This window comes from Halorussus rarus, from assembly GCF_003369835.1.
Classification (GTDB): Archaea; Halobacteriota; Halobacteria; order Halobacteriales; family Haladaptataceae; genus Halorussus; species Halorussus rarus.
On sequence record NZ_QPMJ01000004.1, the window covers coordinates 1 to 25971 of the forward strand.

At 70.0% G+C, this 25971-nt stretch carries 24 protein-coding genes; 12 read left to right on the forward strand and 12 right to left on the reverse strand.

Annotated elements, in window-relative coordinates:
* The 3 genes from sufB to DVR07_RS18690 all read left to right on the forward strand — a co-directional run.
* On the forward strand, nucleotides 1-1035 hold a 1035-nt coding region (gene sufB / locus DVR07_RS18680), incomplete at its 5' end, for a Fe-S cluster assembly protein SufB (protein WP_115798847.1).
* Between the two features lie 147 nt (nucleotides 1036-1182).
* Nucleotides 1183-1545 (forward strand): DUF7344 domain-containing protein, encoded by a 363-nt coding sequence (locus tag DVR07_RS18685; protein WP_115798848.1) that lies wholly within the window; start codon nucleotides 1183-1185, stop codon nucleotides 1543-1545.
* A 136-nt stretch (nucleotides 1546-1681) separates the two neighbouring features.
* A complete protein-coding gene (locus DVR07_RS18690) occupies nucleotides 1682-1870 on the forward strand; it encodes a hypothetical protein (protein ID WP_115798849.1) in 189 nt (62 codons plus the stop codon).
* Between the two features lie 47 nt (nucleotides 1871-1917).
* Here DVR07_RS18690 and DVR07_RS18695 read toward each other — a convergent pair whose 3' ends face one another.
* Nucleotides 1918-3594 carry a gamma-glutamyltransferase family protein gene (locus DVR07_RS18695; RefSeq protein ID WP_115798850.1) on the reverse strand — a complete coding sequence of 559 codons (1677 nt, stop codon included), beginning with the start codon at nucleotides 3592-3594 and terminating at the stop codon, nucleotides 1918-1920.
* A 136-nt stretch (nucleotides 3595-3730) separates the two neighbouring features.
* Here DVR07_RS18695 and DVR07_RS18700 point away from each other — a divergent pair, with 136 nt between their 5' ends.
* Nucleotides 3731-4333, forward strand: a complete 603-nt coding sequence (locus tag DVR07_RS18700) for a TetR/AcrR family transcriptional regulator (RefSeq protein WP_115798851.1) — start codon at nucleotides 3731-3733, stop codon at nucleotides 4331-4333.
* A gap of 74 nt (nucleotides 4334-4407) precedes the next feature.
* Entirely contained in the window at nucleotides 4408-5925 is a 1518-nt protein-coding gene (locus DVR07_RS18705) for an MATE family efflux transporter (protein WP_115799176.1), read from the forward strand.
* A 25-nt stretch (nucleotides 5926-5950) separates the two neighbouring features.
* On the opposite strand, the gene DVR07_RS18710 is transcribed toward DVR07_RS18705, so the two are convergent.
* Nucleotides 5951-6418: a hypothetical protein gene (locus DVR07_RS18710; RefSeq protein WP_193570270.1), complete on the reverse strand. Its 468-nt coding sequence runs from the start codon at nucleotides 6416-6418 to the stop codon at nucleotides 5951-5953.
* A gap of 207 nt (nucleotides 6419-6625) precedes the next feature.
* Between DVR07_RS18710 and DVR07_RS18715 the strand changes: the two genes are divergently transcribed.
* Nucleotides 6626-7417 (forward strand): 2-oxo acid dehydrogenase subunit E2, encoded by a 792-nt coding sequence (locus DVR07_RS18715; RefSeq protein ID WP_115798852.1) that lies wholly within the window; start codon nucleotides 6626-6628, stop codon nucleotides 7415-7417.
* A 150-nt stretch (nucleotides 7418-7567) separates the two neighbouring features.
* Here the strand turns inward: DVR07_RS18715 and DVR07_RS18720 are convergent, their stop codons facing one another.
* The gene (locus DVR07_RS18720; protein WP_115798853.1) at nucleotides 7568-9172 is read right to left on the reverse strand and encodes a uracil-xanthine permease family protein; all 1605 of its coding nucleotides are present in this window, start codon (nucleotides 9170-9172) and stop codon (nucleotides 7568-7570) included.
* A 361-nt stretch (nucleotides 9173-9533) separates the two neighbouring features.
* Between DVR07_RS18720 and DVR07_RS18725 the strand changes: the two genes are divergently transcribed.
* Nucleotides 9534-10823, forward strand: coding sequence for a carboxylate--amine ligase (locus tag DVR07_RS18725; RefSeq protein WP_115798854.1), 1290 nt, complete (start codon nucleotides 9534-9536; stop codon nucleotides 10821-10823).
* Between the two features lie 248 nt (nucleotides 10824-11071).
* On the opposite strand, the gene DVR07_RS18735 is transcribed toward DVR07_RS18725, so the two are convergent.
* Genes DVR07_RS18735 through DVR07_RS18755 form a run of 5 tightly spaced genes read right to left on the reverse strand, consistent with a single transcriptional unit; the run spans nucleotide 11072 to nucleotide 14352 of the window.
* Nucleotides 11072-12292, reverse strand: a complete 1221-nt coding sequence (locus DVR07_RS18735) for an XdhC family protein (RefSeq protein WP_115798856.1) — start codon at nucleotides 12290-12292, stop codon at nucleotides 11072-11074.
* A gap of 57 nt (nucleotides 12293-12349) precedes the next feature.
* A complete protein-coding gene (gene arsN2, locus DVR07_RS18740) occupies nucleotides 12350-12805 on the reverse strand; it encodes an arsenic resistance N-acetyltransferase ArsN2 (RefSeq protein WP_115798857.1) in 456 nt (151 codons plus the stop codon).
* A 19-nt stretch (nucleotides 12806-12824) separates the two neighbouring features.
* Entirely contained in the window at nucleotides 12825-13124 is a 300-nt protein-coding gene (locus tag DVR07_RS18745) for a hypothetical protein (RefSeq protein WP_162829628.1), read from the reverse strand.
* Between the two features lie 3 nt (nucleotides 13125-13127).
* Complete coding sequence (gene arsM / locus DVR07_RS18750) at nucleotides 13128-13985, reverse strand: arsenite methyltransferase (protein ID WP_115798859.1); 858 nt, start codon at nucleotides 13983-13985, stop codon at nucleotides 13128-13130.
* Complete coding sequence (locus DVR07_RS18755) at nucleotides 13978-14352, reverse strand: ArsR/SmtB family transcription factor (protein WP_115798860.1); 375 nt, start codon at nucleotides 14350-14352, stop codon at nucleotides 13978-13980. Before DVR07_RS18755 ends, arsM begins: the two co-directional genes overlap by 8 nt.
* 202 nt (nucleotides 14353-14554) lie before the next feature.
* On the opposite strand from DVR07_RS18755, the gene DVR07_RS18760 reads away from it, so the two are divergent.
* Nucleotides 14555-15484, forward strand: a complete 930-nt coding sequence (locus tag DVR07_RS18760; RefSeq protein WP_115798861.1) for an NAD-dependent epimerase/dehydratase family protein — start codon at nucleotides 14555-14557, stop codon at nucleotides 15482-15484.
* A 15-nt stretch (nucleotides 15485-15499) separates the two neighbouring features.
* Here the strand turns inward: DVR07_RS18760 and DVR07_RS18765 are convergent, their stop codons facing one another.
* The 3 genes from DVR07_RS18765 to DVR07_RS18775 all read right to left on the reverse strand — a co-directional run bounded on the left by DVR07_RS18765 (nucleotide 15500) and on the right by DVR07_RS18775 (nucleotide 18522).
* Nucleotides 15500-16453 carry a hypothetical protein gene (locus tag DVR07_RS18765; protein ID WP_115798862.1) on the reverse strand — a complete coding sequence of 318 codons (954 nt, stop codon included), beginning with the start codon at nucleotides 16451-16453 and terminating at the stop codon, nucleotides 15500-15502.
* Nucleotides 16454-16573: 120 nt separating this feature from the next.
* The gene (locus DVR07_RS18770; protein ID WP_115798863.1) at nucleotides 16574-17815 is read right to left on the reverse strand and encodes an ABC transporter permease; all 1242 of its coding nucleotides are present in this window, start codon (nucleotides 17813-17815) and stop codon (nucleotides 16574-16576) included.
* Entirely contained in the window at nucleotides 17812-18522 is a 711-nt protein-coding gene (locus tag DVR07_RS18775; RefSeq protein ID WP_115798864.1) for an ABC transporter ATP-binding protein, read from the reverse strand. The genes DVR07_RS18770 and DVR07_RS18775 overlap by 4 nt, the downstream gene beginning before the upstream one ends.
* A 328-nt stretch (nucleotides 18523-18850) precedes the next feature.
* On the opposite strand from DVR07_RS18775, the gene DVR07_RS18780 reads away from it, so the two are divergent.
* Nucleotides 18851-20569: a thiamine pyrophosphate-binding protein gene (locus DVR07_RS18780; protein WP_115798865.1), complete on the forward strand. Its 1719-nt coding sequence runs from the start codon at nucleotides 18851-18853 to the stop codon at nucleotides 20567-20569.
* Nucleotides 20570-20650: 81 nt separating this feature from the next.
* On the opposite strand, the gene DVR07_RS18785 is transcribed toward DVR07_RS18780, so the two are convergent.
* Entirely contained in the window at nucleotides 20651-21622 is a 972-nt protein-coding gene (locus tag DVR07_RS18785) for an LLM class oxidoreductase (RefSeq protein ID WP_115798866.1), read from the reverse strand.
* Between the two features lie 104 nt (nucleotides 21623-21726).
* Here DVR07_RS18785 and DVR07_RS18790 point away from each other — a divergent pair, with 104 nt between their 5' ends.
* The 3 genes from DVR07_RS18790 (at nucleotide 21727) to DVR07_RS18800 (ending at nucleotide 25478) form a co-directional block, all read left to right on the forward strand.
* The gene (locus DVR07_RS18790) at nucleotides 21727-22968 is read left to right on the forward strand and encodes a cytochrome P450 (RefSeq protein WP_115798867.1); all 1242 of its coding nucleotides are present in this window, start codon (nucleotides 21727-21729) and stop codon (nucleotides 22966-22968) included.
* A gap of 106 nt (nucleotides 22969-23074) precedes the next feature.
* Nucleotides 23075-24436, forward strand: a complete 1362-nt coding sequence (locus DVR07_RS18795; RefSeq protein WP_115798868.1) for an outer membrane protein assembly factor BamB family protein — start codon at nucleotides 23075-23077, stop codon at nucleotides 24434-24436.
* Between the two features lie 73 nt (nucleotides 24437-24509).
* Nucleotides 24510-25478, forward strand: coding sequence for an NAD-dependent epimerase/dehydratase family protein (locus DVR07_RS18800; protein WP_115798869.1), 969 nt, complete (start codon nucleotides 24510-24512; stop codon nucleotides 25476-25478).
* The last annotated feature ends 493 nt before the right edge of the window (nucleotides 25479-25971 follow it).

A 25971-nucleotide genomic window follows, 5' to 3' on the forward strand; every position in this document is an offset into this window, starting at 1 on the left:
TACGAGTCGGAGGTCGTCTACCAGAACATGCAGGAGCAGTGGGAGGAGAAGGGCGTCGTGTTCTGCAACATGGACGAGGCCGTCCAGGAACACGAGGACCTCGTCAAAGAGCACTTCATGACCTCCTGCGTGCCCCCGAGCGACAACAAGTTCGCCGCGCTCCACGGCGCAGTCTGGTCCGGCGGGAGCTTCGTCTACGTCCCCGAGGACGTCACGGTCGAGATGCCCGTCCAGGCGTACTTCCGCATGAACTCGGAAGGCATGGGCCAGTTCGAGCACACCCTCATCATCGCCGAGGAGGGCTCGGAAGTCCACTACATCGAGGGCTGTTCGGCGCCCAAGTACGGCACCCACAACCTCCACAGCGGGGGCGTCGAGGTGTTCGTCGGCGAGGACGCCCACGTCCAGTACTCGACGGTCCAGAACTGGTCGAAGAACACCTTCAACCTCAACACCAAGCGCGCCCTCGTCGAGAAGGGCGGCCGCATGGAGTGGGTCTCCGGGAGCATGGGCTCGAAGGCTACCATGCTCTACCCCTGTTCGATCCTGAAGGGCCGCGGTGCCTCGGCGAACCACATCTCGATTGCGTTCGCTGGCGAGGGCCAGAACATCGACACCGGCGCGAAGGTCTACCACAACGCGCCCCGCACCAACTCCACCATCGAGTCCAAGTCCATCAGCAAGGACGGCGGCCGCACCAACTACCGCGGCCTCGTGCAGATTTCGGAAGGCGCGACCGACTCCTCGACCAGCGTGGAGTGCGACGCCCTGATGTTCGACAACGAATCGACGTCCGACACCATGCCGTACATGGAGATCGACGAGTCGAAGGTGGACGTCGCTCACGAAGCGACCGTCGGTAAAATCGGTGACGAGGACGTCTTCTACCTCCAATCGCGGGGGCTGGACGACGACGACGCCAAGCAGATGATCGTCTCCGGGTTCATCGAACCCATCACCGAGGAACTCCCCATCGAGTACGCCGTCGAACTCAACCGCCTCATCGAACTCGAGATGGAAGGCAGCCTCGGGTAGTCGCCCGGTCGGCCGCCTCCGGGACCCGTTTCCTCGCGGACGGTCTCGCGCGGCTTCGTTTTTCGCCGCCGTAGCGCCGGATTCTGTCAGGCGGATGCCACCGACGCAATGCGATAGCCGTTTAAGCGAGAAAGAAAACTGTCGCGTATGACCGGCGACTCCGCCGGGGATGACGACCGCGGCGGGTCACTCGGCATGGACGACGCGCTGAGCCTCCTCAGCGACCGCTATCGGCGCCACGCCCTCGCCTGCCTCGACGGGATGCCCGTGCCCGTCACCCTGGAGGGGCTCACCGACCAGGTCGCGGGCCGGGAGTTCCAGCAGCCGCCCGACAGGGTGTCGATGATGAAGCGGACCCAGATCGCCACCGCGCTCCACCACACCCACCTGCCGAAGCTCCAGGAGATGGGGGTCATCGTCTACGACGACGACGAGGGGAAGGTGACCGACATCGCCATCGGCCCGCCGCTCACCGGCTTCCTCGACAAGATCCGGCGCCACGAGGGGTGAACTGGCTAACGACGGGGGCTGGACCGCGTGCGAGCCGGAACCGCGAGCGACCGGACTCGACGGGCCCGGCGAGTCGATTCGCGGTCGGGCGCCCGACGCCGCAACCCCAAAGTCACTCTCGCCCGTCGGGTCAGTCATGGAGCAACCAACACGACCGGACGAGAGTCGGTCCCCGCTCGGAACGCTCGCCCTACTGGCGCTGACGTTCGCGCTCGGCTACGCCCTCGGTTCGCGGAGCGGCCGGGACTCCGGCGAGTGGCAGGACGTCCCGAGCGAGCCCACCGAGATCACCATCGACGGCGACGAGGACGGCGCCGAAGAGTAGGGCGAGCGTCCCCTTTCTCGCGCGCTCCGGACCCACTTCGAGAGCCGTCAGAACCCGGTCGCGTTGCCGTCCTTCCGGGGCTCGGTCGCGCCCGAGATGACCGGGTCGTCGCCGTCCAGTCCCTCGACCCGGGTCACCTGGGCGCCGCCGAACATCACCGGCGGGAGCACCCGGACGTCGTGGCCCTTCCGAGCGAGCTTCGACTGGACCGCGCCGTCGAGGCGGCCCTCGACCGCGAGCTCGCCCGACTCGCGGTAGCGCCACCGCGGCCGGTCGAGCGCGGCCTGGAGCGGCAGGTCGTAGTCGACGATGTTCGAGACGACCTGGACGTGGCCCTGGGGCTGCATGTACCCGCCCATCACGCCGAACGCGGCCCAGTCGCCCTCGTCGAACCGCGCGAGCCCGGGGATCAGGGTGTGGAACGGCCGCTTGCCCGGTTCGAGGCTGTTGGGGTGGTCGGGGTCGAGCGAGAAGGAAGCGCCGCGGTTCTGGAGCGCGATGCCGGTGTCGCCCGCGACCAGGCCCGACCCGAAGCCCGCGAACCGCGAGTTGATGAACGAGACCAGATTGCCCTCGGCGTCGGCCACGGTCAGGAGCACGGTGTCGGCGTCCTCGGCGTGCGAGTCGGGCACGCCGAACGAGACGTCGGTGTCGGCGGTCTCGCCGATGTCTGCGGCGCGCTCGCTCGCCCAGTCCTTCGAGCCGAGCGGCGGGATATCCTCGTACTCGGGGTCGGTGATGTAGCGGTGCCCGTCGTGGAACGCCCGCTTCATCGCCTCGGCGAAGTAGTGGATGCGCTCGGGCGAGTCGAGCGGGCGGTCGCCCGCGCCGACCTCCTCGGCGACGTTGAGCGCCTCAAGCGCGATGAGCCCCTGGTTGTTCGGCGGGAGTTCGTAGATCTCCGCGCCGTTGTAGGTGGTCGAGACCGGGTCGAGGAACTCGGGCTCGAAGTCGGCGAGGTCATCGACCGTCATGAACCCGCCCTTGTCCCGTATTTCGCCGGCGATCTGCTCGGCGATCTCGCCCTCGTACACCGCGTCTGCGCCCTCCTCGGCGATCTTCCGCATCGACTCGCCGAGTCGGGGCAGGCGCATCATCTCGCCCACCTTCGGGGCGCGACCGTCCTCGAGGTACGCCTCGCGGGCGTGCTCGTCGGTGAACAGTTCCTCGGCGCCGGTCCAGTGGCCGGCGATGATCTCCGAGACCGGGTAGCCCTCGCTCGCGTACTCGATGGCCGGGTCGAGCGCGTCCGCGAGAGTGAGTTCGCCGAGTTCCTCGACGGTGGCCTCCCACCCGCGGGCCGTGCCGGGCACCGTGACCGCGTGAGGACCGAGGAAGGGCATGCCGGCCTCCTCGGGCGAGTCGGTCGCGTAGCCCCGCGACTCGGGGTAGTAGTCACCGGCGTTCGGGTCGTCGTCCAGCGCCGCGCGGACGTTCTCGATGGTCGCCTCGGCCGGCGCGCCCCCGCACGAGCGCATCGCGCCCACCTCGCCGTCGGCGGTCCGGTACAGCGCGAATACGTCGCCGCCGAGGCCGGTGCTCGTCGGCTCGACGACGTTGAGCGCCGCGGCGGTCGCCACCGCGGCGTCGAAGGCGTTGCCGCCCTCGCGCAGCAGCCGGACGCCCGCCTCGGCCGCGAGCGGCTGGCTGGTCGCGACCAGGCCGTTCGGCGCGTAGACGGTCGAGCGTCGGGAGTCGAATCGATCCGGGTCCGGGTCGGTCATGTGAGGGAGTTGCGCGCCGGGGCTCAAAAGCGACCGGGAAGGGGCAGGCCGGAACGGCGGTGGGGAGATCCGACGACACCTCGAAAACGGGCCATTTCCAAAGCGTTTTGGCTGACCGGTCGGTTAGGTACACCCAATGAGCGAACCCACCGAGGACATCATGCGGGCGACCTTCTGCGCCCTCTGCGAGCGCGGCTACGCCGAGGTCACGATGCGTGACATCGCCGAGCAGGCCGACAGGAGCAAGGCCTCGCTCCACTACCACTACGAGAGCAAACACGGGCTCATGCTCGCGTTCCTCGACCACCTCTTCGAGCGGTTCACCGAGCGGGTCGGGTCGTTCGACCCCGCGACCGACGACCCCGACGAGTTCCTGCGGTCGTTCGTCGACGACGTGCTCCACCCGCCGGACGACGGCGACGACAGCGTCCGGGAGTTCCGGACCGCGGTGCTCGAGATCAAGGCCCAGGCGCCCTACGACGAGGCGTTCCGCGAGCGCCTCGCCCGGTTCGACGACCACATCGCCGAGAACGTGAGCGCGGCCGTGGCCGCCGGCATCGAAGCGGGCGTCTACCGCGAGTCGGTCGACCCCGACGCGGTCGCGCAGTTCGTGCTGACGCTGGCCGACGGCGCCCAGTCGCGCCACGTCGTCGCGGGCGACGACCCCGACGCCGCGATGGCGGCGTTCGAGGCCCACGTCGAGAGCCACCTCCTTGCCGACCCGGAGGTGCCCGCGTGAGCGACCGCGGCCCGCCCGGCTCCCGGGCGAGCGACCGCGGACTCCTCAGGCGGGCGGTCGAGAAGGTCGGCGGCCTGTTCAAGGGCCAGGACGAGCTCGACCTGACCAGCGGCGACATCGGCCGGCCGCTGTTCTTCCTCTCGCTGCCCATCATCGTCACGAACCTGCTCCAGGTCGCGTACAACCTCGCGGACACCTTCTGGCTCGGCCAGTACAGCACGGTGGCGCTGGCGGCCATCTCCTTCGGCTTCCCGCTCGTCTTCTTCCTCATCTCGCTGGGGATGGGCGTCTCGGTCGCCGGGAGCGTGCTGGTCGCCCAGCACACCGGCGCCGACGAGCCCCGGAAGGCCCAGTACGCCGCCTCCCAGACGGTGACGTTCGCGTTCCTGGTCTCGCTCACGCTGGGCGTGCTGGGCTACTTCTTCGTCGAGGACCTGCTCACGCTCCTCGGCGCCTCGCCCCAGGTGCTGCCCGGCGCCACCGCCTACCTCGAGGTCATGTCGCTCGGGCTGTGGGCGATGTTCGGCTTCCTGGTGTTCATCGCGCTGATGCGGGGTTCGGGCGACACCATCACGCCGATGCTGGTGATGTTCGGGACGGTCGTGCTCAACGTCGTGCTCGACCCGTTCCTCATCTTCGGGTGGACCGTGGTCGAGAACGCCCCGCTGGTCGGCACCCTGAGCTTCCCGGAACTCGGGGTCCAGGGGGCGGCCATCGCCACCATCTTCTCGCGCGCCGTGGCGATGGTCGTCGGGCTGGGCATCATGCTCCGGGGGCATCGGGGCGTCCGGATACGGCCGGGCGAGATGGTCCCCGACGCCGACTACGTCCCCCGGCTGGTCCGCATCGGCGTGCCGGCTTCGATCGAGGGGACCGGCCGCTCGATCTCGGTCAACCTGATGCTAATCGTCGTCAGCACGTTCTCGACGCCCGTGGTCGCGGCGTTCGGGGTCGGCACCCGCATCTTCTCGCTCATCTTCATGCCGGCCATCGCCATCGACCGGGGCGTCGAGACGATGACCGGCCAGAACATCGGGGCCGACAAGCCCGACCGGGCCGCGACGGCGAACCACTTCGCCGCGAAGGCGTCGTTCCTCGTGCTGGCCGCGGTCGGCGTCGTGGTGTTCTTCACCGCCCCGGCCGTCGTCAGCGTGTTCAGCGACGACCCCGAGGTGGTCCGGGTCGGCGCCGACTTCCTCCAGTGGGTCGCCCCCACCTTCGGGTTCATCGGCGTGGTCCGGGCCTACTCCGGCGGGTTCCGCGGCGCCGGGAAGGTCATGATATCGGCCGCGCTCGCCATCCTGATGCTCGGGTTCATCCGCCTGCCGGTCGCCTGGGTCGCCTCCCGCGTCGTCGACGTGTCCGTCGTCGGGGTCACGATTCCCGGCCTCGGCACGTTCGAGACCGACGCGCTCGCCGGCACGCTCGTCGCCGACCTGTTCGCCTTCTCGCTGGGGTCGCGGGGCATCTGGCTCGGGTTCGCGGTCTCGAACTTCCTGGCGGCCGCGCTCGCCTACGCGTGGTTCCGGCGCGGCACCTGGCGCGACGCCGACCTCACGGACGACCCGACCGCGGCCGTCGCCGACGACTGAGGGCGGGGTCGCCCGTCCCGGCGGTTCACTTCCTGGCGGCTTCGACCGGCGAGTCGCCCGACTCCTCGGCCACGAACGACTCCAGCCCGTCGACGAACGCCCCGCTATCCTCGGGAAACACCGAGATGGGTTTGGGCCGACCGACCACCCTTATTCGGGCCTTCCCGCGCTTGCGGTACGTCCAGTAGAGGCTGAGCCCGCCGAACGCCGCGAACGCCAGCCCGAGCGCCGCGTTCCGCGGGACCGAGTAGAGCCCGTAGCCGACGAGCAGGACGCTCAGAATCGCGAGGAAGTAGTCGACTTCCTCGACGGTGGCTTCGGCCACGTCGTCGAGCGCGACCCGGGTGATCTGGGGGTCGGCGTCCGCGCCCGCCCCGGCGTCGGTCACCACGAACAGGTGGTCGTCGGTCAGCGCGACGGACCCGCCGGTCCGCAGGGCCAGTCGCTCGCGTACGGTCTCGCCCTCGGCGAGCGCGTCGGACACGTCGGTCATCGTCGTGGAGTTGCGCCGGCGGGTCGAAAAAGGGTCGGTTGGCGCTGCCGAAATCCTCGTCCGGCGATGGTTTTCTGCCAGCGTGACGGATCAACAGCGCGTACCCCGAATTGAAGCCGATGGCCCGTGTCGGTCACCGGATTATCGCTGCGGACGACCACCTCGGTCGGTGGGTACGGTTTTGGTTCGCGCTGTTCACGTGAGCCTATGAGTGACCGCCGCCGCGAAATCGGGCGCGTGTCTCCGCAACGGCAGTTGACGGTTGATTACATGCGGATGGCGGGACACCGGAGCAACGTCTACGGACTCGTCGAAGTCGACGTCACCGATGCCAGGGAAAAGATCCGAACGATCGAGGAAGAGACCGGAACAGACCTCTCGTTCACAGCCTTCGTCGTCTCCTGTTTGGCGGCCAGCGTGGAGGAACAGCCACAGGTCCAGCGATACCGCGACTGGCGGGGACGGATCCACGAGTTCGAGGACGTGGACGTCAACGTCCTCGTCGAGCGTGAGGTCGACGGCGAACGAATCGGTGTCCCCCACGTCGTCAGAGCGGCGAATCGGCGGACGGTCCGGTCGATTCACGACGAGATTCGGCGCGTCCAGGCGGACACCTCGAACCCTCCCGAGGCCGGAATCGCCGGGCTCGCGAGCCGTCTCCCCGGATTCATCCGGAGACAGGTCTGGCGCCTCCCGCGGTGGTTCCCGTCGCGGTGGAAGCGCATGGCCGGCACCGTCGCCGTCACCTCCGTAGGGATGTTCGGCACCGGAAGCGGGTGGGCCATCAGTCCCACGAACTACACCCTCCAGCTCACCGTCGGCGGCATCGGAACCAAACCGCGCCTGATCGACGGCGAACTCCGGTCCCGGGAGCACCTGAGCCTCACCGTCACCTTCGACCACGACGTCGTGGACGGAGCTCCGGCCGCGCGCTTCGTCCAGCGGCTCGGCGAACACCTGGAAGCCGGCACGGGTTTAGACGCCGCGTCCGTCGAGTGAGCGACCGCTCGACCCGGGCACAAGACATTCCACTCCCATTGGGCCATCACGCTGCTGAACACACCCGCTCTATTCAGCACGGCAATCGCCGCGTTACCCCTTCTCCGAAAAGAGTCGAATACGACGTTCGCCCGACGAACGCCGACCCGGTCAGTCCGCGCCGGGCGCTCGCTCCTCGGCGTCGGCGTCCGAGACGTGGCGGTCCCAGAACGACCGGAACTCGCTGTCGTCCTCGGTGATGTCCTCCCACGCGGTCAGGCCGCGCTCCTCGCGGCTGCCGGGGACGGTGTTGTCGAGGAAGAACGCGACGATGCCGCCGACCGCCATCCCCGTGCCGCCGATGACGTAGAGGGTCTGGGCGACGAACTCCGAACCCAGGACCGGGCCGACCACCGCGACGTTCGCCAGACCGGTCTGGAACGCCCCCGCGCTGCCGACCGCCGACACGTAGTTCGGAATGGCGAGCCCGGCGAACAGCGCGAGTCCGACGATGAAGATGTTGCGGTTCTCGTCTAAGTCGACGTACTTCAGTTGCGAGAGCCCGACCGCGGCGATCTGGCCGAACATGGCGACGAACAGGCCGCCGACGATTGGCGTCGGGATGGTCGCGAACAGCTGGCCGACGAAGCCGACGTAGCCCACGACGATGGCGACGATGGCTCCGATCTGGACCACGTAGCGCGAGGCGACGCCCGTGATACCGATGGCGCCGACGTTCTCGGTGTACGAGGTCGAGCCGTTGCCGGTGCCCATGATGCCCGCGAAGAGGTTCCCCAGCCCCTCCATGCCGATGCCGTGGTCGATGCGCCGGGCGCTGGGCGCGCCCCGGCCGGCCATCCGGGCGACCGAGTGGTAGTCGCCGAAACTCTCGATGACCGAGGCCAGCATCCCGGCGAACATCCCGATGACGAACGACCCGCGGAACATGGGCGTGCCCCACTGGAACGGGTAGATGGGGACGAACAGCTGGGCCTCGAACACCTGCGAGAAGTCGACGTAGCCCGCGGTGCCCGGCGAGTAGACGCCCGCGACCGAGAGGCCGGCCGCGAGCAGCCACGCGGTGACGAGCCCGAGCAGCACCGGGAACAGCCGGAACGCCCGGTGGCTGGTCTTGAGGTACTGGGAGAACAGCACGATGAGCGCGACCGTGAGGCCGGCGAGCCACCAGTTCTGGTCAGGCGCGGTGATCTGGGGGACGTTGAACAGCGAGAGCCCGATGAGCGCGATGACCGGCGCGATGACGATGGGGCCCATGTGGCGCTTGAGCCAGCCCATCACGCCGAAGTAGCCGATCAGCACCTCGGCGACGCCGGCGACGATGACCGCGCCCTGGAGCTGGAGTATCATCGTCTCCCAGCCCGCGCCGCTGGTCTGGAGCACCCCGACGATGGCTAGCGCCGGCGCGAGCATCGAGAACGTCCCGCCCTGCACGATGGGGTACCGGTTCCCGACGGTGGTCTGGGCGAGGGTGGCGATGCCCGAGACCACGAAGAACGTCCCGATGAGCCGGGCGGTCGCCCCCGCGGGCATGCCCATCGCTCCCGCCAGCACGAGCGGGATGGCGATGTTCGCGCCGATCATCGTGAGGTAGTGCTGGACGCCCAGCAGCACCGACTCGCCCAGGGGCGGCTTGTCGTCGATGCCGTACTCGACGAAGCTGGCGGGTTCGCGCTCCGAACCGGGGTCCGGACTCGGGCCGGGCCCCTCGGGCGCGAAGTCGTCCTCGACCTCCTCGAGGTCGTCCTCCCCGCTCACGGGGACCCACCCCGCGGCGGGACCTGGTCGCTCGCTCTCCGGGTCGCGATAACGTCGTTTATAAGCTCCATCGCTACGGTCGCAGCAAAAGCCGGCACGGATATACCGGTACCGGTTTCCGAAACCGGCGGAGAGCGCCGACGTCCCGCTGTACCGCCGATTGCCGGCAATTCTCGGACGCTACTGTCCGACCGGCATCTACGGGAGCGCGACGACGTGGCTCTCCGGCCGCGACGTGTCAGGGACTTCGCGCCAGCACCGACTCGCCCCGCGGACGGTCGGCGATAAGCACCGTCTTCTCGACGGGCAGTCGGAGCGTACGCGACTCATACTTTTGGCCGAAGGGGTGGCCCGTACGCCCATGTCAGAGTCCGTTCGGTCCCGGACCGGCCCGAGTGACGACCCGGAGCGCGAGTCGGTCGTCGTCCCGGCCATCGGTACCGCGAGTTCGGTCTACTGCCTCCGGTCGCTCAGCCGGCGCGGCGTCCACACCATCGCGGCGTCCGAGCAGGACTCGCCCCCGGCGTTCTGGTCGCGCCACTGCGACGAGACGAAGTCGCTCCCCTCCTACCGGGACGACGTGGTGGCGTACAAGGACGAACTGCTGGCGCTGGCGCGGCGACCTGACGTGAAGGCCGTCACCCCGCTCCGCGAGATAGACGTGTACGTGTTGGCGCGGTACCGCGACGAGTTCGAAGAGCACCTCCGGCACGTCTGGCCGACCATGGAGATGCTGCGGGTCACCCACGACCGGGTGTCGCTGATGGACGCGGCCGAGCGGGCGGGCGTCGACGTCGCCGAGACGAAGGTGCTGGGCGACGTCGACGACTGGGGCCGCGGCTGGATCGTCAAGCCGCGGTACGCGGTCCTCGTCGACGAGTACGTCGACTCGTACTCGCCGTCCGACTTCGGGGCGGGCGTCAACACCCTCTACTTCGAGCCGGGCGTCGAACCCGACTTCGAGCAGATCCGGGGGGACATGGGCCACGACCCCATCGCCCAGGAGCGCGTTCCGGGCGAGGAGTACGCGTTCTGGGCGATGTACGACCGCGGGGAAGCCCTGGCGACCTGCCAGAAGATCCAGACCCGGTCGGTCACCTACGCCGGCGGGTCGAGCGTATACCGCGAGACCGTCGATATTCCGGAGCTGGGACGGGCCGGGCAGGCGCTGCTCGACCACCTCGACTGGCACGGGCCGGGGTGCGTCCAGTTCATCCGCGACGAGGAGACGGGCGAGTTCAAGCTGATCGAGGTCAACCCCCGTCTCTGGGGTTCGGTGACGTGCGCCATCCACGCGGGCCGGGACTTCCCGTACTACTACTGGCAGTTGGCCAACGACGAGCCCGTAGAACCCGAGGAGGCGTACGAGGTCGGCGTGGGGACCCACCAGCTCAGCGGCGAGGCGGTCCACCTCTACAACGTGCTCGCACACGACAACCCGGTGGTCGACCCGCCGAGGTTCCCGACCCGCGCGTGGGAGATCGCCAGGTCGCTGTACGACCAGCCTAACTTCGATTACCTGTCCCGAGAGGACCCCGGCCCCTTCGTCAGGGAGTTCCTGAACCACGCGGGCGACCTCACCGGCCGGTTCCGGGACGTCCTGACGGTGGAATCCGGGGAGCGGTCGGTTCCGAGCTCCGCGTCTCGGTAACCCCCGCCGGTGGGACCGGGACGAGAACGTCCGCCAGTGCTACGGAACGAGGTTCGTTCCCCTCCCGGGATAGTTCTGCAACCGTTTCGGCCCGCGGGCGCCGAGGGTAACCGCGTCGGTCGCGCCCTGCTCGACTCGGAACCGGTCGAATGGGTCGACGTCGACGACCCCATCGTCCGCCGCGACGTCGGCAGCGAGCGCGACCTGCGGGCGCTCCGGGGCCGCCGGTCCGAATCGGGGTCCGCCCGTCAGTCGGGGTCGGGCTCTGGCGGCGGGTCCGAGTCGCCCGCCGACGGCTGCTCGTCGTCGGCGTTCGACCCGGACCGGGCGTGAATCGGCCCCTCGGCCTCGGTCAGCCGCCCGCCTTCCCGGCCGTTCGAGACCGCGAGCACCTCGCCGACGACCGAGAGCGCGATCCGGGTCGGCTCGCCCCCGCCGAGGTCGAGGCCGACCGGCGTCGCTACGCGGTCGCGGTCGGCCGCCGAGAGCTCGACCCCCTCCTCGGCCAGCGCGGCCCGCAGTTCGTCGAACCGCTTGCGCGGCCCCATCAGGCCGACGTACGGCACCTGCGTGTCGAGCAGCGATTCGAGCGCCAGCCGGTCGTCGACGAAGTCGTGGCTCATCAGCACCGCGTAGGTGTCGGTCGGCCGCGAGACGGCTTCCTCGAGCCCGGCGGGCCTGACAGCGACGACCTCGTGGGCCGCCGGGAACCGCTCGGCGTCGGCCCGCTCGCCGCGGGCGGCCGCGACCGTGACCCGGAAGCCGGCGTCGCGGGCGAGCCGGGACACCGGCCGGACGTCCCCGCCGTGGCCGAAGATCAGCAGTTCGGGCGCCGGCTCGAGGCCGTCGACGAAGACTGCGGCGGTCCCCCGGTCGGTCTCGATTTCGACGGTGGCAGACCGGCCCGCCGCCGCGAACGCCGCCGCGCGCTCGCGGACCGCTGCCACCGCGTCGTCGGGGAGCGCGGGCCGGGCGTCGGTCGCCTCGACGTCGCCCGTCCGGTCGACGAGGGCTCGGGCGCCGACCGGGACCGCGCCGTCGCCGCCGACGGCCGTGAGCAGGGCGACGCGCTCGCCCCGACCAACCCGGTCCAGCGCGGGCCGGAGGCTCGCGTCGGCGGGCTCGACCAGCACGTCGATGACGCCGTTGCAGCCGAGCCCGAGCGCCCAGGTGTCGTCCTCGCCGGTGAGGTCGAACGTCTCGCACTGCGGGCCCTCGGCCAGCGCCGCCTCGGCGAGGTCGGTCACCGGACCGTCGAGGCACCCGGCCGTGACGCCGCCAACGGCCTCCTCGTCTGCGACGACCCGCTTCGCCCCGGGCCGCCGGTAGGCCGACCCCTCGACGCCGACGACGGTGGCGAGGGCCGCGGTCGGGCCGTCGCCCTCGTCGGTCGCCTCCTCGACGGCGTTCCGGAGGCTCTCGCGGACCGACAGCGCGCTCGAGGCCCACGGGTCGGTCTCGTCGTCCATGGCACGTCGTAGCAAGGACGGGTATTTAGGTGTTGGCGTCGGCCGACCGGGCCGGAGTTATCCGTCGAGTCGCTTCCGCATGCAGGTCGCCGAGTCCGGACAGCGGTCGGCGAACTGGGACGTCCCCCGGACGCGCTCCGGCGCCGCCTCCCGACCGACCCGTTCGTAGCCGCGCCGGGCGAAGAACTCGGCCGCGGTCGTCGTCAGCAGGTACAGGGTCTCGACGCCGTCCACCCGGGCGCGCTCCTCCAGCGCGTCGCAGAGCGCCGTCCCGTACCCCGCACCGCGCATCGGCGCCGGGACGGCGACCGACCGGAGGAGCCCGGCCGACCCGTACCGCTCGACGCCGCCGATTCCGACGAGTGCTCCGCCGGACCGGGCCACGTAGAAGCACTCGGGGCTGGACCGCACCGCCTCGTGCGGAAGCCCGTTCGCGTCCAGCAGTTCTTCGATACGGTCCAGGGTCTCGGAGTCGGCCTTCCGGAGCGCGAGCGATGGTGTCGGATCTGTCATGTGATTCTCGTTGTGCTCGTCAGCAGTGCGGACACGCCGCATCGTCGGCGGGCGGCGTTATCGTCACTCGGACCCGGCCGGCGAGGTCGAACGCGAACCCGCGGCAGTCGCGGAAACACTGATGGAGCGCGTGCACTCGTCGTGCGCCGACGACCAGTCCGGCGAGGGACGCGAGCGCGACGGCGCCGGCCATCGGCCGGCTGACGACCCAGAGCGCGAACGGAATCGCGGCTATCACGGCGTAGCTGACGAGGACGCGAGTCCACGTGAGCCGGTCGAGCGCCGGACGATCTCTCGGGGAAGGTGGTGGCGTAAACATGTGTCAGTTCGGGGTCGCGGTCGAATCGTTCGGTGCCGGTTTCGTCCCAGTTATCGTGGCCGAGACGATGTAGTCGCTCAGGTCGCGGTCCTCGTCCCACTCGTCGATGAACTCGCCGCTGTCGGCCTCCGGCTCGACGGCGACGTCCGCGAAGCCGGCGTCGGCCAGCAGGGCTTCGAGTTCGGGAATCGCCGCCGCGCCGGCGACGCACCCGGCCACCGACTCGGGGTCGGCGCGGACGTCGGCGGGCAGTTCGGCGGTCCGGACGACGTCCGAGATGGCGAGCCGGCCGCCGGGCCGGAGGACGCGGTGGGCCTCCTCGAAGACCCGCCGCTTGTCGGGCGAGAGGTTGACGACGCAGTTCGAGAGCACGGCGTCGACCGTCTCGTCGGCGACCGGCAGGTGCTCTATCTCGCCGAGCCGGAACTCGACGTTCGTCGCGTCGTTCTTCTCGGCGTTCTCTCGAGCGGTCTCAACCATCTCGGGGGTCATGTCGACGCCGACGACCCGGCCGCCGGGGCCGACCTCCCGTGCCGCCAGGAAGCAGTCGAAGCCGCCGCCGGAGCCGAGGTCGAGGACGGTCTCGCCCGCCTCGAGGCTCGCGATCCCGGTCGGGTTGCCGCAGCCGAGACTCAGTTCGGCCGCCGCGTCGGCCGCGTCGACGTCTTCAGTCGAGTAGCCGAGCTGCCGCGGCCGGTCGCCGGTCAAGTCGTCGGACGACTCGCCGCAGGAGTCCGAGCCGCCGCAGCACGACGATGATTCTTCGGCGATCTGCCCGTACCGCTCGCGCACGGCGCTGCGCTGGTCCGCGGCGTCCAGTTCCCCGTCCGGCCCGTCTGCGGTGGAGGCGTCGTCACTCATCGTCGACCGACCTCGTTTCGTCGAGCATGTCCAGGAGGCGTTCGGCCCGCGGCGTCGCGGAGTAGTAGCGCCACCTGCCCTCCTTCCGGCGCTCGACCAGCCCGGCGCTGAAGAGCCGCGAGAGTGCCTGACTGACCGCGCTCTGGCTCACGCCGAGGCTCGGTTCGAGCTCGCAGACGCAGACGCCGTCCTCGGCACCGGCGATGAGCCGGAGCGCCTCGTACCGGGTGTCGTTGCCGAGCGTGGCGAGCGTCTCGACGTCGGCGGCGACCGCCGCGTCCGAGAGCGCGTGGTCGGCCGAACAGCAGGCCGGCGCCGTCCCGTCGTTTCCGTCCGAAACCTGACCGCCTCGGTTCTGCCCACTCATTTTAGTACATGCTAATATTAGGCTCCGCTAATATAATTGTTCGGGTCGCGACCTGCTGGCGAGCGATGCCGGTCAGAATCGCGACCACGCGGGTCAGATTCTGGTCGGACTCGCGACCGGACGAATCCGAGAAACGGCGTGCGAAGGCCCGGCACGCCGCCGGACGGAAAGATATTTCGGTCGCTCCGCCGGTACGTTCCGCATGGAGCTCTCAGGGAAGTCGGTCCTCGTCACCGGCGGTGCCGGGCTCATCGGCACTCACCTCACCGAGTCGCTCGCCGAGGACAACGACGTGCTCGTCGCGGACAACTGCTCGAAGGGCAACCGCGAGTGGGTGCCCGAGTCGGCGGCGTTCGCGGACTGCGACCTCACCGACCCCGACGACGTGGCCGAGGTCGTCACCGACGACCTGGACGTCGTCTTCCACCTCGGGGCGCTCTCGGACGTCAACCGCGGCGACCACCGCCGGGTGTTCGAGGAGAACAACGCGATGCTGTACAACCTCCTCGAGCGCATGGACGAGGTCGGCCTCTCGAAGATCGCGTTCGCCTCCTCCTCGGCGGTGTACGGCGAGGCCCCGCGCCCCACGCCCGAGGACTTCGCACCGCTCGAACCGGTCAGCACCTACGGCGCGAGCAAGCTGGCCGGCGAGGGCCTGCTCTCGACGTACGCCCACTCCCACGACTTCACGACCTGGATGTTCCGGTTCTCGAACGTCGTGGGACCCCACCAGCGCAACAACGTCATCTCGGACTTCATCGAGAAGCTGCTCGACGACCCCACGAGCCTCGAGATCCTGGGCGACGGGCGCCAGGAGAAGTCCTACCTCCACGTCGAGGACTGCGTGAGCGGGATGGAACACGTCGTCGAGCACACCGACGAGCCGACCAACCTCTACAACCTCGGCACCCGCACGACCGTCTCGGTCACCCGCATCGCCGAAATCGTCGGCGACGTGGTTGGCGCCGACCCCGAGTTCGAGTACACCGGCGGCGACCGGGGCTGGACCGGCGACGTCCCGAAGATGCGCCTCTCCATCGAGAAGGCCAGCGCCATCGGGTGGGCGCCCGAGCGCGAGAGCGCGCAGGCGGTCCGGACCGCGGCCGAGCAACTACACGAGGAGCTGCGCTGAAGCGCGACGGGGCGGTCACTCCCCGCTCGCGGTCGTAGTGAACCCCTCCCGCGAGACGCGAATCCGCGTCCAGTACACCTCGCCGTCGTAGCGGACGACGTACGTCCCGTCGACTCGCCCGGACGGACTGTCGTCCTCGTCGTCCTCCCACGCGTACCGGACCTCCTCCTGCGACCGGAACCGCTCGCCCAGGTTCCAGACGGCGTCGGGCGGCTTCTCGCCGCCCGGAACGTAGTAGCCGCCCTCGTCCTCGATAGCCTGCGAGACGACGTCGCGCTCCTCGCTCGATAGTCCCGAGAGTTCGAACGCGTACCGCTCGCGAATCGTCGCGCCGTAGGCCTCTGCCGAGGGATTGACCTGCTCGGCCTCGTACCGGTAGGTCTTCAGGGACGTCTCCCGGGAACCGTCGACCTCGAACCGGCCCCTGGTCTCGGCGTTCCAGACGATTACGGAGTGTTCCGGTTCGGGGACGAGCGCGGACTCGGAGATTTCGCCCTCGCGGTAGCGCAGCGACGACCCGACCCCGAGGAAGCCGCCGTCGGCCCACCCGCGGGCCGCGAACTTCTCGCGGTCGACAGCGGGCAGGTCCTCGAAGCGGACCGTCTCGCTCTCCGAGACCGATTCGTCGACCGGGTCGAGCGTGAAGGAGAACGCGGTGGCGGGCGCGGACGCGACGACCTCGCGGGAGAGCCGGTAGACCGCGTCGTCGTAGACGACCGAGCGGTTCGCCGGCAGCGGCGGGTCGGTGTCCCCGACGGTCGCGGAGTCGTTCTCGACGGCGTCGGCGACGAGCCGGTTCCGCTCGGACGGCCCCTCGTCGAGGCGGTAGGTCACCTTCTCGGCTATCCCGGCGTCGGTTATCTGTTCCATGTGGAGGGAGGCGGCGGGCGCCCTCGCGCAGCCGGTGCAGCCGCCGGCGACGGCGATCGCGAGGGTCGCGCCGGAAGCGAGGAACTCGCGGCGGTCCATGTCGGCGGGGTTTCCGTCGGTCCGGCTTAAAGTATCGGGTCGGAGACGTGACGACGGGGTCCAGAGTCACGACGGCGGGTCGGCCGTCACAGCGGGGCGACGGTTACGCCGCGCCGACCGTCACTCCTGGAGGCGCTCGACGAGCGACCCGAGCCGGCCGGTGTCGCCCGTGACGAGCCGGTCGGAGTCGAACAGGCGCACCGACAGCCAGACCATGACGGCGGCGAAGCCGACCTGGTAGGCGACGCCGGCGTAGACCAGCCCGAGGTCGCCGAACAGCAGGCGCTGGGGCGCGACCACCGGGTAGGTCGAGGGGATCGCGAACAGCGCCAGCTTCACCGGCAGCGAGAACGACGAGAGCCCGAAGTACATCGAGACGAACACCGGCGCCATCACCACGAGCATGAGCGGGACCATCAGGGTCTGGGCGCCCTTGCTGTCGTCGGCGAACACGCCGAGCCAGAGCGCCAGCGCGAGCACGTCGACGATGGCGAGCGTGAGCAGCACGCCCACGAGCAGGTAGTCGCCGCCGCTCAGTTGCGGGAGCGAGGCGACGCCCGACCCGGTCGACGGCCGGGAGAAGTAGATGGAGGCGGTGTAGAGCCCGGCCATCAACAGCCCGAGCAACGCGCCGCTCACCAGCTTGGCGGCCACGATGGTCCGGCGCCGGACCGGCATCGTCAGCAGGGTCTCGAGGGTCTTGTTCTCCTTCTCGCTGCCCATCCCCTGGATCATCAGCTGGCCGGCGCCGAAGATGGCGAACACCATCACCATCCCCAGCATGAAGAACCGCAGCGACACCGCCTCGGTCAGCGCGCCCGGCGAGGCGTCGACGCGCGTCCCGCGGACGTACGTCGTCTGGACGTCCCCGACCGGCGCGAGCGCGGTGGCGTTCGCGCCGGACCTCGCCAGCGCGAGCCGGTCGTTCACCGCCCCGACGAGCGCGGCCGTCTTCGCGGACGCGCTGCCGGTCGCGAAGTTCACGCCGTCGACGGCCGAGTGGACCGACAGGTTCGCGCGCTCGTCCGCCCGAATCCGCTCGGTGAAGTCGGGCGGGACCACGACGACGACCGACGCCTCATCCCCGCGTTCGAGCACGCGCCGCGGCGAGACCGACGACCCCGAACTGGTCGACGTGACGTTCGCGGTCCGGTCGATGGTGTCGACCGCCAGCCGGCCGTACTCGCCGGCGTCCTGGTTGACCACCGCGACCGCCATCGGGTCGTCGGCCTGGTCCTGGATCGAGCCGACCCCCTGGAGCGTGACGACGACGAACAGCGGCGCCACCAGCAGCGGGATCAGGTATCTCGGTCGGGCGAGCTCCCGGAGCTCCTTCTTCAGGAGCCGGAGGAAGTGGCTCATGCGGTCGCCTCCAGGAACGCCTCCTCGAGGTTATCGACGTCGTACCGCTCCTGTAGTTCCCCGGGCGTTCCGACGCCGACGATCTCGCCCTCGTCCAGGAGCGCGACCCTGTCGCAGAGGGTGGCGACCTCCAGCATGTCGTGGGAGGACAGCAGGACGCTCCGTTCGGCGTCGGGGTAGTCGTCGATGATGTCCCGGACCCGCCGGGCGTTCCGGACGTCGAGGCCGGTGGTCACCTCGTCGAGGATGGCGAGTCGGGGCTCGGTCATGAGCGCGCTCGCGACCAGCAGCTTCCGGGTCATCCCGGTGCTGTACTCGGCGGTGTCGTCGTCGATGCGGTCGCCGAGCGCGGCGATCTCGACCCCGCGCTCGACCCGCGGGCCGGGGTCGTCGAGGTAGAACCCGGCGACGAACTCCAGGTACTGCCGGCCGGTCATGTTGTCGTACGCGCCGGCCTCCGCCGGGAGGTACCGGATGGCCTCCCTGACGGCGTTGGCGTCGCGCCCGACCTCGTCGCCGAAGACGGCCGCCGAGCCGTCGGTGGGTTCGAGCAGCGTCGAGAGGATGCGCAGCGTCGTGGTCTTGCCCGCGCCGTTGGGACCGACCAGCCCGAACGTCTCGCCGGCCTCGACCTCGAAGGAGACGCCGTCGAGCGCGGTCGTCGACCCGTAGGACTTGGTCAGCCCGTCGATCGTCACCGCGTTCATGGCGTTCGGCCTCGTACGGTGGTCGGTCGCGGAGTTGGGCGGCCAGTCGACGTCGGTCTCCGGTGCGGGTCGCGCCGGTCGGGCGCGGGGAGGATGTCGTCCATACTCGCCCGCTGTATCCAGAGATGTAAAATTGTTCTCGTATTCGTCCTGTCACTAGCCGGAGCCAGACAAGACGCGACCGGGTAGTCCCCGGCCCGACGATGCGGCCGACCCGCGAAAGATTCCCGGCGACGCACCAAAGGATAAGTCGCCGGCTGCCGTCGAATCAAGCGATGACGCTCACGCTCGCCCGACGACCCGTCGACGCGCTGGAGGTTCCGGACCGATGACCCACACCAGCGAGGCGCTGGTCGAGCAGTTGGAGGACCTCGGCGTCGAGTACGTCTTCGGCTACCCCGGCGGCCGGGTCATCGAACTGCTCGACGAGCTCCCCGAGTCCGACGTCGAGGTGGTCCGCCCGCGCGACGAGCGCGAGGGCAGCGTCATGGCCGAGATGTACGGCCGGCTGACCCAGACCCCCGGCGTGCTCGCGGGCCAGGGGCCGTGGGTCGGCAGCATCGGGACCATCGGCCAGATGGAGGCCCGGCTGTCGTCGTCGCCGATGGTCGCGCTGACCGAGGCCAGCGAGCGGGGCGACTACTCGACGTTGGCGCCCTACCAGCAGTCCCGCGGCGACTACGGCGGACTCGAACTCCCGAAGATTCTCGACGCGGTGACCAAGGAACACTGGTTCCCGCGCTCGCCGACCGAGACGCTCCGGAGCGTCCAGTTGGCGTTCAAGCACGCCACCGCGGGGCGGCCCGGACCCACGGCGGTCATCTTCGACGGCGACGCGATCACCGAGGAGGTACCCGAGGACCCGATTCCGCCGGTCTGGAACGCCGACGAGCAGGTCCGCAACTGGGACGCCGCGCCGACCGACCGCGACGTCGCGGCCGCGGCCGAGGCGCTCGCCGAGGCCGAAAAGCCCGTCATCATCGCGGGCAACGGCGTCCACGCCGCCCAGGCCTACGAGGAGTTGCAGTCGGTCGCGGAGGCCTACGACGCGGTGGTCGCGACCTCCTACCTCGGCAAATCGACGATTCCGGAGACCCACGACCTCGCGGCCGGCGTCATCGGGTCGTTCGGCCACGAGGGCGCGAATCAGGTCGTGAGCGAGGCCGACGCGCTGCTCGCGGTCGGCTGTCGGCTGAACCCGATGGACACCAACTGGCAGGCGCCCTCCTTCATCCGGCCCGACGAGCAGACCATCGTCCACGCCGACGTCGACACCCGGAACGCCGGGTGGGTCTACCCCGCGGACGTGGGGCTGATCGGAGACGCGAGCGAGAGTCTCCTGGCGCTGGTCGAGGCGGCCGAAGCGGGAGGTGCGGGCGAGGACGCCGGCAACGGCTGGGCGCGCGGCCGGGCGGAGTCGGCCCGCGAGTCGTTCAGCGACCCGAAGTGCGACTCGGACGACGCGCCGATCAAGCCCCAGCGCGCCGTCAAGGAGATCGAGGCGGTGGTCGATGAGGACACCATCGTGACCGCCGACTCGGGCAACAACCGGTTCTGGCTGCTGAACTACCTCCAGACGCCGGGCGTCCGGACCTACTTCGGGTCGGGCGGCGTCGGCGGCATGGGGTGGGCCACCCCGGCGGCGGTGTCGGCCGCCATCACCACCGACAAGGACGTCGTCGGCGTGGCGGGCGACGGCGGGTTCACCATGACGATGACGAGCGTCGAGGTCGCGGTCGAGCAGGGAGTCGCGCCCACCTTCGTCGTGCTCAACGACACCAGCCTCGGGATGGTCCGCCAGATGCAGGAGGACGAGGGCGACATCGCGGGCGTGGAGTTCCACGACACCGACTTCGTCGCCATCGCCGAGGGGTTCGGCGCCGAGGGCGTCCAGGCGACCACACCCGACGAACTCGGGGCGGCGCTCGCGGAGGGCAAGGACAGCGACGTGCCCACGGTCGTCGACGCCCGCATCGACCGCGACGAGGAGATGGCCGACCAGCTCCAGTCGTCGTTCTACGCCGAGGTCGGCGGCCTCCACGAGTGAGCAGGTGAGAGACGGGCAGTGTTTCTCCGGGCAGTCGGCACGTCGGAAGACCCCCGACGCGGCCGAATCCTCGGGGAGCGGTCAAACCTCGTCCAGCACCTCGTCGGCGAACTGCGCCAGCACCGTCCGGGCGTCCCGGTCGCCGCCGCGGAGGCCGACCGCGAGGTGGTCGACGCCCCGGTCGGCGAGCGCCCGGACGTGGTCGACCAGCCACTCGCTGCCCGCGGCGAACCCCTGGTGGACGTGCTCCATCTCGGCACCGGGGTCGGCCTTCAGCTCCACCGTCATCGCCTGGGCGTAGGGCTTGTCGCCCGCGGCCTCGCGCCAGTCGGCGAGGACGTTCTCCAGGGTGTTCTCGGGGAATCGGTACTGGAGCCAGCCGTCGCCCCGGTCGGCGATCCAGTCGAGCGACTGCCTCGAGTGGCCGGTCACCAGCAGGGGCAGCGACTCGGTCGTCGGCTTCGGGACCAGGTCGAGCGACCCGTCGAGCGTCCCCAACGACGACTCCATTTCCGGGAACTCCTCGGCCCAGACCGTCCGGAGCACCCGGACGTGCTCGCGGAACAGTTGGCCGCGCGCGTCCTCGTCGACGCCGAACGCCGCGTACTCCGGCGGCCGGTCGCCCGAGGCGACCCCGAGCACGAGGCGGCCGTTCGAGAGTCGGTCGACCGACGCGGCGGCCTTCGCGACGTGGAGCGGATGGCGGAGCGGGAGGACGACGCTGCCGGTCGCGAGCGCCACCTCGTCGGTCCGAGCCGCGGCCTGTCCCAGGTAGACCCAGGGGTCGTACACCTGGCCCGCGTCGCCGAACTTCGGCCAGTAGGTCGGGACGTCCCGGACCCAGAGCGCGTCGAACCCGAGTTCCTCGGCGTACGTCGCGAGGGCCATCTGGTCGTCCAGCGCCGCGGGGTCGGCCGCGTCGGTCGCGTCGGTCGCGATGGGGAAGAACAGGCCCACGGTGAGGTCGCGGTCGTCTGACTCGTCCGCGTCGGTGGCCCCGAAGAGGCGTCGGAACCCGCGATTGCGGTGGTCCAGGTTCGCGCGGTCGGTCATCGTTCCGAGACAGGAGGCCGGGGTACGAGAAAGGTCCGACACCGGAACGTCAGAGTCGTTACTAATCCGAGGTGTTTAGCGGGACGAGCCCGTATCGAAGTGACATGAGTTCAGCCGACCCGCAGGGGCTGCAGGCGTTCCCCCGGGAACTGGAGAGCCGGGAGTCGTGGCTCGAACCGTTCGACTGGTACCGGGAGATGCGCGACGAGGCGCCCGTCCGGTACGACGAGGACCGCCGGACGTGGGACGTGTTCCGGTACGAGGACGTCAAGCGCGTGCTGGACGACGACGAGACGTTCTCGGTGAATCCCCGCCTCGCCAGCGACTTCGTCGAGCCCGACAACCCCGGCGAGGGGCTCATCTTCGACACGATGCTGTTCCAGGACCCGCCGCGCCACGACGAACTCCGGGGCGTCGTCGACGAGGAGTTCCAGCCCCGGACGCTCCGCGAGCGCGAGCCCCACTTCCGGGAGCTGGCGGCCGACCTCCTGGACGAGGCGGTCGAGGAGGATGGCGGGGAACTCGAGGTCGTCGACGACCTGGCGTACCCGTTCCCGGTGACTGTCATCGCCGAGCTGCTGGGGGTGCCGGCCGCGGAGCGCGACCGGTTCAAGACGTGGTCGGACACTCTGGTCTCTGCCGCAAGCGACGACGAGGCCGGCGAGGAGTTCGCCGAGCGCCAGCAGCAGACCCAGCTGGAGATGGCCCAGTACTTCATGGAGATGATCGAGGACCGTCGGGAGAACCCGCAGGACGACCTGATGTCGCAGATCGTCACCGCCGAAACCGGCGATGGAGGCCGGCTCTCCCAGGAGGAGGCGCTGGGCATGTGCATCCTGCTGCTCATCGCGGGCAACATCACGACGACGAACCTCATCGCGAACGCGGTCCGGTGCTTCGCCGGGGGCGACGCGGACCTGTTCGAGGAGCTGCGGGGCGACGAGCGCCGGCTCGGCACCGCCCTGGAGGAGGTGCTGCGCCACCGGTCGCCGGTCCAGGCGATGAGCCGCGTGGCGGCCGAGGACGTCACGCTGCGCGGCGAGAACATCGCGGAGGGCGACCGCATCATCGTCTGGCTCGGGTCGGCGAACCGCGACGAGCGACAGTTCGACGACCCGGACGAGTTCCGGCCCGACCGGTCGCCCACCGGCCACCTCGGGTTCGGTCACGGCACCCACTACTGTCTGGGCGCCCCGCTGGCGCGCCTCGAGGGGCGAATCGCGCTCTCGGAGCTGCTCGACCGGGTCGAAGGCGTGGAGCTCGCCGCCGCCGACCTCGAACCCACCCGGAGCTCGTTCGTCTACGGCGTCGACTCGCTGCCGATCCGGTACTCGAACGGGGCGTAGCCCGGCGAGCCGACCGGGTCGGACGGGGCGCGGGTCTGCCGGTCCGCCGGACCGGTTCGGCGACGCAGACGAAAAGCACTTGTCAGTGGTGTAATTTGACTTACCCATGTGTCCCCGCAAGCCCTCCCGCCGAGCAGTCATCGCGACCGCCGGCAGCGCCCTCTTCGCCGGCTGTGTCGGGTCGCTCCCCGGCAGCGGAGGAACGACCACCGAGACCCCTCGAACCGATCCGACGACCGCGACCGAGGCCCGGGAGCCGTCCACCGGTCCGCGGGCGGCCGACGCCGACTGGGCCCAACCCGGACGGACGGCAGCCCATCCCGGTTACAACGCGACGATAGACGCCCCCGACGAGGAACCGCCGGAGGACTGGCGGACCGAACTGGACGGGCCGCTGACGACGCCGACCGTCGTCGGCGATGCCGTCTACCTCACCCGGGGCGAACTCACCGACGAGGCGCCGGTCGCGACCGTCGAGGCCTACGGTCTCGCGTCGGGGTCGCGCCGGTGGTCGACCCCGCTGGAGACCCGGTACGCCTTCAGCGCGCCGTTCGACAACTTCCGGACGGTCTACCACCGCGGAACGCTCTACCTCGCCACCGATAGGAGCGTGACGGCGGTCGACGCCCGGTCGGGCGCGGTGCTGTGGACCACCGGGGTCGGGACGCACGTCAACGACCCGCCTGTCGTCGGCGACGACGGCGTCTACGTCTGCGGCGTCGTCGACGGCGTCGTCGTCGCTCTCGACCACGACGGCGCCGTGCGCTGGCGATATCCGGAGCCGGAGACGACGACCGAGCGGGGCCACCGCGGCGGAATCCGGGGCATCCGCCAGCCGGCCCTCGCCGACGGGACGCTGTACGCGTCGTTCTCCGGGGCTGGCCGACTCGTCGCGCTCGACGCCGCCACCGGCGAGGAGCGATGGCGACACGACCCCGAGAGCGACCACCCCGCCGCCACCGGGGCGGTCGTCGCGACGGCCGACGAACTCGTCCGCGCGTCCTTCCGCGGCGTCGAGGCCTTCGACCGCGACGGGACGCTCCGGTGGCGCCACGGCGGCCTGGAGGAGGCGGTCATCCGTCCGGCCGTCGGCCACGGCACCGTCTTCGTCGCGGGTCTGGAAGGCCAGTTCGTCGCGCTCGATGTCGAGGATGGGACCGAACGGTGGCGGACCAGCCTCGCACCCGACGAGTTCGTCCAGGGGACGATTCCGTCGGTCACCGACGGCGCGGTCCACGCGCTCCGGACGACCCCCGCCGAGAAGACGGTCGCGGTCCACGCGCTCGACCCGGAGACCGGCGACGAGCTGTGGGCGCTCACCCGGACCGGAACCCGGGGACGCGGTCCGGTTCCGGCCCGGGACCGGTACGTCCTCGCCACCCAGACCACGCCCCTGGAGCAGCGCCGGAACAAGACGGTCTCGGAGGGGCTGGACACGGTGTCGTCGCTGTGGACCTTCTCGCCGTAGCCGTCGGCGCGACGTCCGCGGAACGCGGTCGGGTTGCTGCACTTTTTTACGGTTCCGGAGAGATTTGCGAGTCATGGCCGAATCAGCGACCGTACTCGTCACGGGCGGGACCGGCTTCATCGGGTCGTACGTCGCGCAGGACCTCGTCGAGGCGGGCCACGACGTGGTGGCGTACGACCTCTCTACCGACACCCGGATCCTCGACAAGCTCGGCGTCGCCGACGACGTCGAGGTGGTCCGGGGCGACATCACCGACCCGACCAGCGTGATCCGGGCGGTCCGGGAGTCGGGCGCGACCCGGGTCGTCCACCTCGCGGCGCTGCTGACCAACCTCGCCCGCGACAACCCCCGCGGCGCGGCCGAGGTCAACGTCATGGGCACGAACAACGTCTTCGAGGCCGCGCGGACGCTCGACGACCAGGTCGAGCGCGTCGCCTGGGCCTCCTCGGCGGCGGTGTACGCCCCGCCCGAAAACTACGACCACGGGTGGGTCGACGAGGAGGACCTCGTCTACCCCGACACCCTCTACGGCGCGACCAAGGAGTACAACGAGCACCAGGCGAAGGTGTACTTCGAGGACCACGACCTGAGCCACGTCGGCCTCCGCCCGACGGTCGCCTACGGCCCGTACCGCGAGACCGGCGGGTCGGCCTTCCTCGCGAACATCGTCGAGAAGCCCGCGGTCGGCGAGTCGTTCTCGGTGGAGTACGGCGACCAGGTCGTCGACTGGCAGTACGTCGAGGACATCGCCCAGGCGTTCCGGAAGGCGGCGTTCGCCCCCGAGGAGGACCTGAGCCAGCGCATCTACAACGTCCGCGGTGAAGTCGCCACCATCCGGGAGGCGGCGGAGACGGTGCGCGAGATCGTGCCCGACGCCGACATCGAGGTCAGCGACGAGGGCGAACTCCCCTGGACCCAGAAGCTCGACATGACCGACGCCCAGGCGGACCTGGGCTACGACCCCGAGTACGACCTCGAAGCCGGGTTCCGCGAGTACATCGACGCCCTCCGCACCGAGGCGGGGCTGGAGCCGCTGGAGTAGACCGTCTGCGCGACGAGAGCGGTTCAGTGACGACCTGCGGCCGCTCGGGTGACCAGCCGATGCGGGAGGGACTGAAAGGGGCCGCCCGGTCGCGGCCTCAGGCCGTGGTCGTCTCGGCGACCCCTATCCGAGGCGACCGTAGGGAACCGAGGGTAGTCGGCGAGCGACCGCGACCGGGCGGGGGCTTTCGAGAACGAAATCCCTCACCCGAAACTGAGAACGTTGATTCGGTAAGTGCGTGGTGCGAACCCGGCGGTGAGGAGCGCCTCGCTCGAACTAGCAAGGAATGCATGTCGGTTCAAGGAGGGCATTTGATTCAGAACGAATGTTTTGTCATTTTATAATTCTCTCTATGAGTTCTATATAGACACCGTAGATTGCTCAATGGAGAGGGAGTCAGAATCCGAAGTAGCGGGGAAGTAGCATGGGTTTCGAACAGACACCCATGAATGCGGCAGTAGATCGCTGTCAGAGGCACTCGCGCTTGGAGGGG

What these genes read in the sequence shown, in the direction of transcription:
- DVR07_RS18795 (WP_115798868.1), top strand. Translation starts at nt 23,075, where the DNA reads ATGTGTCCCCGCAAGCCCTCCCGCCGAGCAGTCATCGCGACCGCCGGC.
- DVR07_RS18725 (WP_115798854.1), top strand. Translation starts at nt 9,534, where the DNA reads ATGTCAGAGTCCGTTCGGTCCCGGACCGGCCCGAGTGACGACCCGGAG.
- DVR07_RS18785 (WP_115798866.1), bottom strand. Translation starts at nt 21,622, where the DNA reads ATGACCGACCGCGCGAACCTGGACCACCGCAATCGCGGGTTCCGACGC.
- arsN2 (WP_115798857.1), bottom strand. Translation starts at nt 12,805, where the DNA reads ATGACAGATCCGACACCATCGCTCGCGCTCCGGAAGGCCGACTCCGAG.
- arsM (WP_115798859.1), bottom strand. Translation starts at nt 13,985, where the DNA reads ATGAGTGACGACGCCTCCACCGCAGACGGGCCGGACGGGGAACTGGAC.
- DVR07_RS18690 (WP_115798849.1), top strand. Translation starts at nt 1,682, where the DNA reads ATGGAGCAACCAACACGACCGGACGAGAGTCGGTCCCCGCTCGGAACG.
- DVR07_RS18745 (WP_162829628.1), bottom strand. Translation starts at nt 13,124, where the DNA reads ATGTTTACGCCACCACCTTCCCCGAGAGATCGTCCGGCGCTCGACCGG.
- DVR07_RS18790 (WP_115798867.1), top strand. Translation starts at nt 21,727, where the DNA reads ATGAGTTCAGCCGACCCGCAGGGGCTGCAGGCGTTCCCCCGGGAACTG.
- DVR07_RS18695 (WP_115798850.1), bottom strand. Translation starts at nt 3,594, where the DNA reads ATGACCGACCCGGACCCGGATCGATTCGACTCCCGACGCTCGACCGTC.
- DVR07_RS18735 (WP_115798856.1), bottom strand. Translation starts at nt 12,292, where the DNA reads ATGGACGACGAGACCGACCCGTGGGCCTCGAGCGCGCTGTCGGTCCGC.
- DVR07_RS18710 (WP_193570270.1), bottom strand. Translation starts at nt 6,418, where the DNA reads ATGACCGACGTGTCCGACGCGCTCGCCGAGGGCGAGACCGTACGCGAG.
- DVR07_RS18765 (WP_115798862.1), bottom strand. Translation starts at nt 16,453, where the DNA reads ATGGACCGCCGCGAGTTCCTCGCTTCCGGCGCGACCCTCGCGATCGCC.
- DVR07_RS18715 (WP_115798852.1), top strand. Translation starts at nt 6,626, where the DNA reads ATGAGTGACCGCCGCCGCGAAATCGGGCGCGTGTCTCCGCAACGGCAG.
- DVR07_RS18775 (WP_115798864.1), bottom strand. Translation starts at nt 18,522, where the DNA reads ATGAACGCGGTGACGATCGACGGGCTGACCAAGTCCTACGGGTCGACG.
- DVR07_RS18780 (WP_115798865.1), top strand. Translation starts at nt 18,851, where the DNA reads ATGACCCACACCAGCGAGGCGCTGGTCGAGCAGTTGGAGGACCTCGGC.
- DVR07_RS18770 (WP_115798863.1), bottom strand. Translation starts at nt 17,815, where the DNA reads ATGAGCCACTTCCTCCGGCTCCTGAAGAAGGAGCTCCGGGAGCTCGCC.
- DVR07_RS18800 (WP_115798869.1), top strand. Translation starts at nt 24,510, where the DNA reads ATGGCCGAATCAGCGACCGTACTCGTCACGGGCGGGACCGGCTTCATC.
- DVR07_RS18700 (WP_115798851.1), top strand. Translation starts at nt 3,731, where the DNA reads ATGAGCGAACCCACCGAGGACATCATGCGGGCGACCTTCTGCGCCCTC.
- DVR07_RS18760 (WP_115798861.1), top strand. Translation starts at nt 14,555, where the DNA reads ATGGAGCTCTCAGGGAAGTCGGTCCTCGTCACCGGCGGTGCCGGGCTC.
- DVR07_RS18685 (WP_115798848.1), top strand. Translation starts at nt 1,183, where the DNA reads ATGACCGGCGACTCCGCCGGGGATGACGACCGCGGCGGGTCACTCGGC.
- DVR07_RS18755 (WP_115798860.1), bottom strand. Translation starts at nt 14,352, where the DNA reads ATGAGTGGGCAGAACCGAGGCGGTCAGGTTTCGGACGGAAACGACGGG.